The sequence below is a fragment of the Mesorhizobium sp. M0998 genome (genome assembly GCF_040318885.1).
GTDB lineage: Bacteria > Pseudomonadota > Alphaproteobacteria > Rhizobiales > Rhizobiaceae > Mesorhizobium.
In genome coordinates this window covers 1-5,250 of sequence record NZ_JAMYND010000088.1, presented here as the reverse complement: position 1 = coordinate 5,250, position 5,250 = coordinate 1, and the positions used below count along the sequence as shown (strand labels likewise).

General features: G+C 60.2%; 2 protein-coding genes and 7 pseudogenes. 5 read left to right on the top strand and 4 right to left on the bottom strand.

What is annotated here, in order from left to right:
* Positions 1–140: 140 nt before the first annotated feature.
* Both NKH59_RS33015 and NKH59_RS33010 read left to right on the top strand, forming a co-directional pair.
* Positions 141–435: pseudogene (locus NKH59_RS33015) on the top strand (IS701 family transposase); the annotation flags it as partial.
* A 52-nt stretch (positions 436–487) separates the two neighbouring features.
* Entirely contained in the window at positions 488–1,663 is a 1,176-nt protein-coding gene (locus NKH59_RS33010) for a M24 family metallopeptidase (RefSeq protein WP_353024398.1), read from the top strand.
* A gap of 213 nt (positions 1,664–1,876) precedes the next feature.
* Here NKH59_RS33010 and NKH59_RS33005 read toward each other — a convergent pair.
* From NKH59_RS33005 to NKH59_RS32995, 3 pseudogenes are all read right to left on the bottom strand, one after another.
* A pseudogene (locus NKH59_RS33005) lies at positions 1,877–2,005 on the bottom strand (3-oxoacyl-ACP synthase); the annotation flags it as partial.
* Positions 1,995–2,108: pseudogene (locus NKH59_RS33000) on the bottom strand (AAA family ATPase); the annotation flags it as partial. The pseudogenes NKH59_RS33000 and NKH59_RS33005, both read right to left, overlap by 11 nt.
* Before the next feature lie 11 nt (positions 2,109–2,119).
* Positions 2,120–2,599: pseudogene (locus NKH59_RS32995) on the bottom strand (aminotransferase class I/II-fold pyridoxal phosphate-dependent enzyme); the annotation flags it as partial.
* 600 nt (positions 2,600–3,199) lie between these two features.
* Between NKH59_RS32995 and NKH59_RS32990 the strand changes: the two are divergent.
* The 3 pseudogenes from NKH59_RS32990 to NKH59_RS32980 all read left to right on the top strand — a co-directional run.
* Positions 3,200–3,322: pseudogene (locus NKH59_RS32990) on the top strand (IS3 family transposase); the annotation flags it as partial.
* Positions 3,305–3,898 (top strand): annotated as a pseudogene (gene istB / locus NKH59_RS32985) (IS21-like element helper ATPase IstB); the annotation flags it as partial. The pseudogenes NKH59_RS32990 and istB, both read left to right, overlap by 18 nt.
* A gap of 221 nt (positions 3,899–4,119) precedes the next feature.
* Positions 4,120–4,551, top strand: a pseudogene (locus tag NKH59_RS32980) (integrase core domain-containing protein); the annotation flags it as partial.
* A 20-nt stretch (positions 4,552–4,571) separates the two neighbouring features.
* Here NKH59_RS32980 and NKH59_RS32975 read toward each other — a convergent pair.
* Positions 4,572–5,126 carry a hypothetical protein gene (locus tag NKH59_RS32975; RefSeq protein ID WP_353024396.1) on the bottom strand — a complete coding sequence of 185 codons (555 nt, stop codon included), beginning with the start codon at positions 5,124–5,126 and terminating at the stop codon, positions 4,572–4,574.
* Positions 5,127–5,250 lie beyond the last annotated feature (124 nt).

The window sequence follows — 5,250 nt, the reverse complement described above, 5'->3', positions numbered from 1 at the left end:
CGACAAAACCGACCAGAGCTTCAATGCCATCATTCATCTCGCTGCTGCCGTCATCAACTCCAAATGAATCTCAACAAGCCCTAGTTGGCTGCGGAATCCAGAGCTGGGCTCGATTGCGGGACGCGGCGGCTTAGGTCGCCATGATTCGGAGGACATGGATGACGGGTGCATCAATCAAGACCACGCTGGAACTGTGGGCATAGTGCTGCGTGACAGAAAGCTGGTATGCGCGGACTGTTCACGCAGGAGCGAGTTGCGGCGTCGGCGAGCCTTTTCCTGAAGGGTTTGCTGGGTGGCGAGCGCCGTAAGACAAATTGGATGCGCGCTGAGGGGCCGGTAATCCCGGCCCGTGGCGGCACAAGCCATTCTCGGACGACTTCGCGACATCGTGCGAGAGATGTTGTCGAGAACCTCCCGACAGATGATGCGGTCCTTGGACCTTGGACAAGCTGGTAACGGATAACGAAACTAGGAGAGGACGTTCTGTATGAACGGCCAGAACATTGTGCAGTCGTTTGAGACGTCGGAGTATCGAGCTCGGGTCAATAAGCTGCGTGCGTTGATATCCGATGCTGGGATGGACGCGCTGGTGGTCAGCTCGGGATCGAGTCAATGCTATTTACTAGGGTATGACGCCTTTTCCGATGCCGAACCGCAGGCTGCGCTCGTGACGTTGGATGACGACCCGTATTTCATCCTGCGTAAGATGGACGCCGACACGGCTACCGACGCCGGATGCTGGCTTCCGCAGGATCGGGTTGTCGCATATGCCGAAAGTTATGTCGGCGGCTCCGGAGACGCCAGTGCGTGGGAAATGATCGGCCAGTTCGTCAAGGACAAGATGGGCGCATCTGCGCGTGTAGCCGTCGAAGTGTCTGGACTGGGCGTGCAAGCCTACCACAAGCTTATCGGCGCGTTGGGAGTTGAAGTCCCGCTTGATGGTGGCGGCTTGGTATCGAAATGCAGGCTGGTCAAGTCCGAGCGCGAGCTTTTGTACATGACCGAGGCAGCTGCGATCGCGGACCGGGCAATGCTTGCTGGCATGGACAAGATCGCTGTCGGCGCGCGGCATTGTGAGGCAGCTGCCGCAATCATGTCGGTGCTCTGCGCGGGGACAGAGAGCATTTTCGGCGGACCGCCGCCGTTTCCACCATACATCCGAGGTGGCGAGTTCGCTAATGCGCCACACCAGATATGGATGGACGATGTATTTGCAGCCGGGCAGCAGTATTATCTGGAGTTTTCCGCTAGCCGGCACCGGTACCCGGCTCCACTGACGCGGATGGCTCATCTCGGCCCGGCGACACCGCACCTGAAGCATCGGCACGAGGGTGGCATGGCGGGATTCCACGCTGCCATCGACGCGATGCGCCCGGGCGCGACCTGCGCCGATGTGGCGCGCGCGTTCCAAGCGGCTATCCGGCCGTACGGCCTCACGAAAGAGGGGCGCATCGGCTACTCCGTTGGTCTTGACTTCCTCGACGGCCCGAGCCTGACGACCAGCAATGACACCGAGATCGTGTCCAACATGACTTTCCACTTCCAGTCTAATTTCGTCGAGCGCGGCGAAATCTACATGATGAGCGATACCGTTCGGGTAACCGAAAATGGCGCGGAGCTGATGAGCGCCTTCCCGCGCACCCTTTTCGAGCGTCCCGCATGAACCACCACTACAACTCGCGCAACAAAGTCGCCGTTCCGCCACTTCTTGGCTAATGTAGCTCAAGGACACCGCTCCCGAGCCGGGCGAATGCGCGGGCTGCAGCCAAAGCCTCGAATATTCCGCCAAGTCGAACATTGAGGATCATTGTCCTCGAATGCGGCGGCAAACCCCTGGGACCCTCATGGACGAGCTGAAGGAGCCCGGCTTGGTCGTTGCCCGGCCGAGCCCGAGCCGGTGTGCGACCAGCGGCGCACTGGGCGGCAGAAGGTGGTCGGGCGTCGAGGTGGCGAGCAACAACAGACCGATGTCGCCGCGATCGATGCCGGCGTTCGCCAGCGCCATGTGGCTTCCAGTAGAAACCGTCGAGCAGCCCAGCGAGCCCGGCCGAAAACACCGTCTTGCCAATTCCGGTGTCTGTTCCGGTGATGACGATGCGCTTGGTCATGCCGCCTCCGGTCATGTCTGGGCCAACACCTCGACGAGCGCCTCGACCATGGCCGAAATGGCGGCTTCGTCGACGTTGAGCGTCAGCGAAATGCGCAAGCGCGATGTGCCCTCGGGCACGATCGGCGGACGAATGCCGCGTATGTCGAAGCCGCGGGCCTGCAGTGCCGCCGCGACCGCCATTGTGCGCCTGACATCGCCGATGACAACTGGCTGGATCTGCGAGCCGCTGGGCTTTACGGCGCAGCGATCGGCCAATTGGCGGCCTGCGAGGGCAACGCGTTCATGCAGCTGAACACGGCGCATGGGCTCGTCGGACAGCATGGCGAGCGCTTCGCGCGCCGCGCGACCGCCATCAGCGGCGATGGCGCGGTAGCGTAGATGAATGGCCGGCAACGGTTGACGAGATAGTCGCACAGCGTTCGCGGTCCGGTCACGAGCGCGCCGGATGCGCCGAGCGCCTTGCCGCACATCAAGCGCTATGATGTTGTCGGCAATCTGTTCGGGCGTCCCGGCCTGGACCCAATGCCCACGTGCCGCGCATCGATGGGATCATCCTTCAGCAACACTCGTCCCCAGATTGAGGCCTCGACCGGGTCGAGCACTGCCAGTGCCCAAGGCTGTTCGAAACTCGGGGGCGGGCTACCGGTAAGACGCGCCCGGCGCGCCCAAGCTCTCGAGGTGGGGCTCAACCCCCAGTCCAGGCGCGTCCGATGCAAACATCTCCCCCTCACTGGTTAGTGGGCCAGGGGTGCCGGTGCGCTCGTTGTTGTAGTTATGCAGATCCGTCGTATTGATCAGGAACTCATTGGGGGTGGAGGCAGCAAAATGCGCTACGGCTGCCGTAGTCTTTCGCCCCCCCAGCTATCTTCGGAAACGACGGGGATGCGATTATCTATAAGCATATCCCGCATGCGGCGCGCCTTGGATAGACCTCCTTGCTTCGAAATCTTTAGACAGACGACTTCCGCAGAGCGATCAGCAATGACGCGCCTCACCATATCGAAGCTATCAATGCATTCATCGAGCTTCATCGGCAGATTGAACCGCCCCGGGTTGATCGGAGGCTCCAACTCCTGAGAAGGTGGAGCCATGACAAGCAAGACGACCAACAAGTTCTCTCCCGAGGTCCGAGCCCGTGCGGTGCGGCTGGTTCTGGATCACGAAGGCGAGCATGCCTCGCGGTGGGCGGCGGTCTCGTCGATCGCCGAGAAGCAGGCCCGCTCCATCAAATACCAGCTCACTGTCGCCAAGCTGCCGATCGCCAAGGACATCGATGAGTTCGACTTCGACGGCACGCCGGTCAACGAGGTGCTGGTGCGGGACCTTGCCAACGGCACCTTCGTCGCTGACCAGCGCAACGCCGTGCTCATCGGCGGCACCGGAACCGGCAAGTCGCATCTGGCAATCGCCATTGCCCGCGCCCTGATCCGCAACGGCTCACGAGGTCGCTTCTTCAACGTCGTCGATCTCGTCAACCGGCTCGAGACCGAGCACCGCGGCGGCAAGCAGGGCCGTATCGCCGACTACCTCACCCGGCTAGACTTCGTCGTGCTCGATGAACTCGGCTATCTGCCCTTTGCCCAGGCCGGCGGGCAATTGCTCTTCCACCTGATCAGCAGGCTCTATGAACGGACCTCGATCATCGTCACCACCAACCTGGCGTTCGGCGAATGGCCCGCCGTCTTCGGCGACGCCAAAATGACGACAGCGCTCCTCGACCGTCTCACTCATCATTGCGAGATCATCGAGACCGGAAACGAATCCTGGCGCTTCAAGAACCGCGCCTGATCACCCTGTCAAGCTGCCAAGCGCCATCCGCGCTCGCCCGGGCTGCGCAACCCTGACCAGCTCCGCCCGGGCGAACGCTGACCGCCGCGCATTACCTAAGGGGGTCAAAATTGGACGCCGATCGGGGGTCAGTTTTGGACGCCGTTTGACAATTGAATCTCATGATTAGGTGCAGCGGTTGAGCGAACTGGGCGCAATCTCACATTTAAGTGCAGTGCGACAGCGGGCTCATCCATCACAGCGATAGAGGCAGCCAATACGTCTCTATCAGATACACCGAGCGCCTGGTGGAGGCCGGCGTCGAACCTTCGGTGGGCAGTGTCGGCCACTCTTACGACAATGCTCTCGCCGAAACGATCAACGGTCTTTACAAGGCCGAGGTGATCCATCGGCGCGGACCCTGGCGCTCATTCGAGGCCGTCGAGTTCGCCACGCTCGAATGGGTCGACTGGTTCAACAATCGCCGGCCGAGTTCGCCACCACCTTCAATCTGCGACGGTCGCTCGCGCTGCGCGATGCCAAAGGCTCCGCGCCAGCGCCCGTCGCTTCACCCGCCCAGCAGGGCACAACCCACGCCGGAAACGAACTCAAAACTGGATAGAAACTGGGGGCAACGTCAGATCGTTTCAGTCGCCGAGCATTTGATTAGCTGAGATAACTCGTGTTGAGTTAGTCAAATGAGCCAGTCATCATCTTCGATGTCTCGATCAGGTAAACGCAGGACGGATCCATGTGCTTCTCTGTGAGGATAGCCGTACTGATCGGCGACTCCCTTTTGGATAAGCCAAGAAGGCACAAGAGCGTAGATGAAATCGGGGGCCCATTTCGCCCATGCCAGTCCAAAAGCGACACCTGCAAGCGTGGGTGCTAAGCCCTGTCCTCTAAGGTCACTTCGGAGCCATAAATCGCCGTGATACGCTGCGATCCCGCTTATGATCCGAGCAGTCGGCGCGACACAAACACACGACGAACCTGGGCCGGCATGCTTTGCAGGATCCACATAGCAGGATTTCAATGACTCAAGATGGTCAGCCAAGTTGGTAGACGCCAGATCATCCACACGAAGCGCCTGGACATGCGCTACTTTACCGAATTTATCTTCTCCAACGACCCAAAACGCCTGGCCGGGCTCAAGCTGTGAACAGTCCGGGCGGAAGTTCGGAAAGGTAGCATATTTCCCGGCAATCTTACTTGTAATTGAAAGGTACTCCTCAAAATGTTCCCCCATCCTGAATTGCACGCCCGCTTTGCGGGCCTTTTGGTCAAGTGGCCTGCTGCCGGTTTCGTGGACACCGAGATAAGGTGTTTAACGGAACTGGAGAGTTGGAATGCAAAGAAGGAAGTTCAGCCGC

Excerpts from the sequence above, each read along its gene's own strand:
- NKH59_RS33010 (WP_353024398.1), top strand. The coding sequence starts at position 488 with ATGAACGGCCAGAACATTGTGCAGTCGTTTGAGACGTCGGAGTATCGA.
- NKH59_RS32975 (WP_353024396.1), bottom strand. The coding sequence starts at position 5,126 with ATGGGGGAACATTTTGAGGAGTACCTTTCAATTACAAGTAAGATTGCC.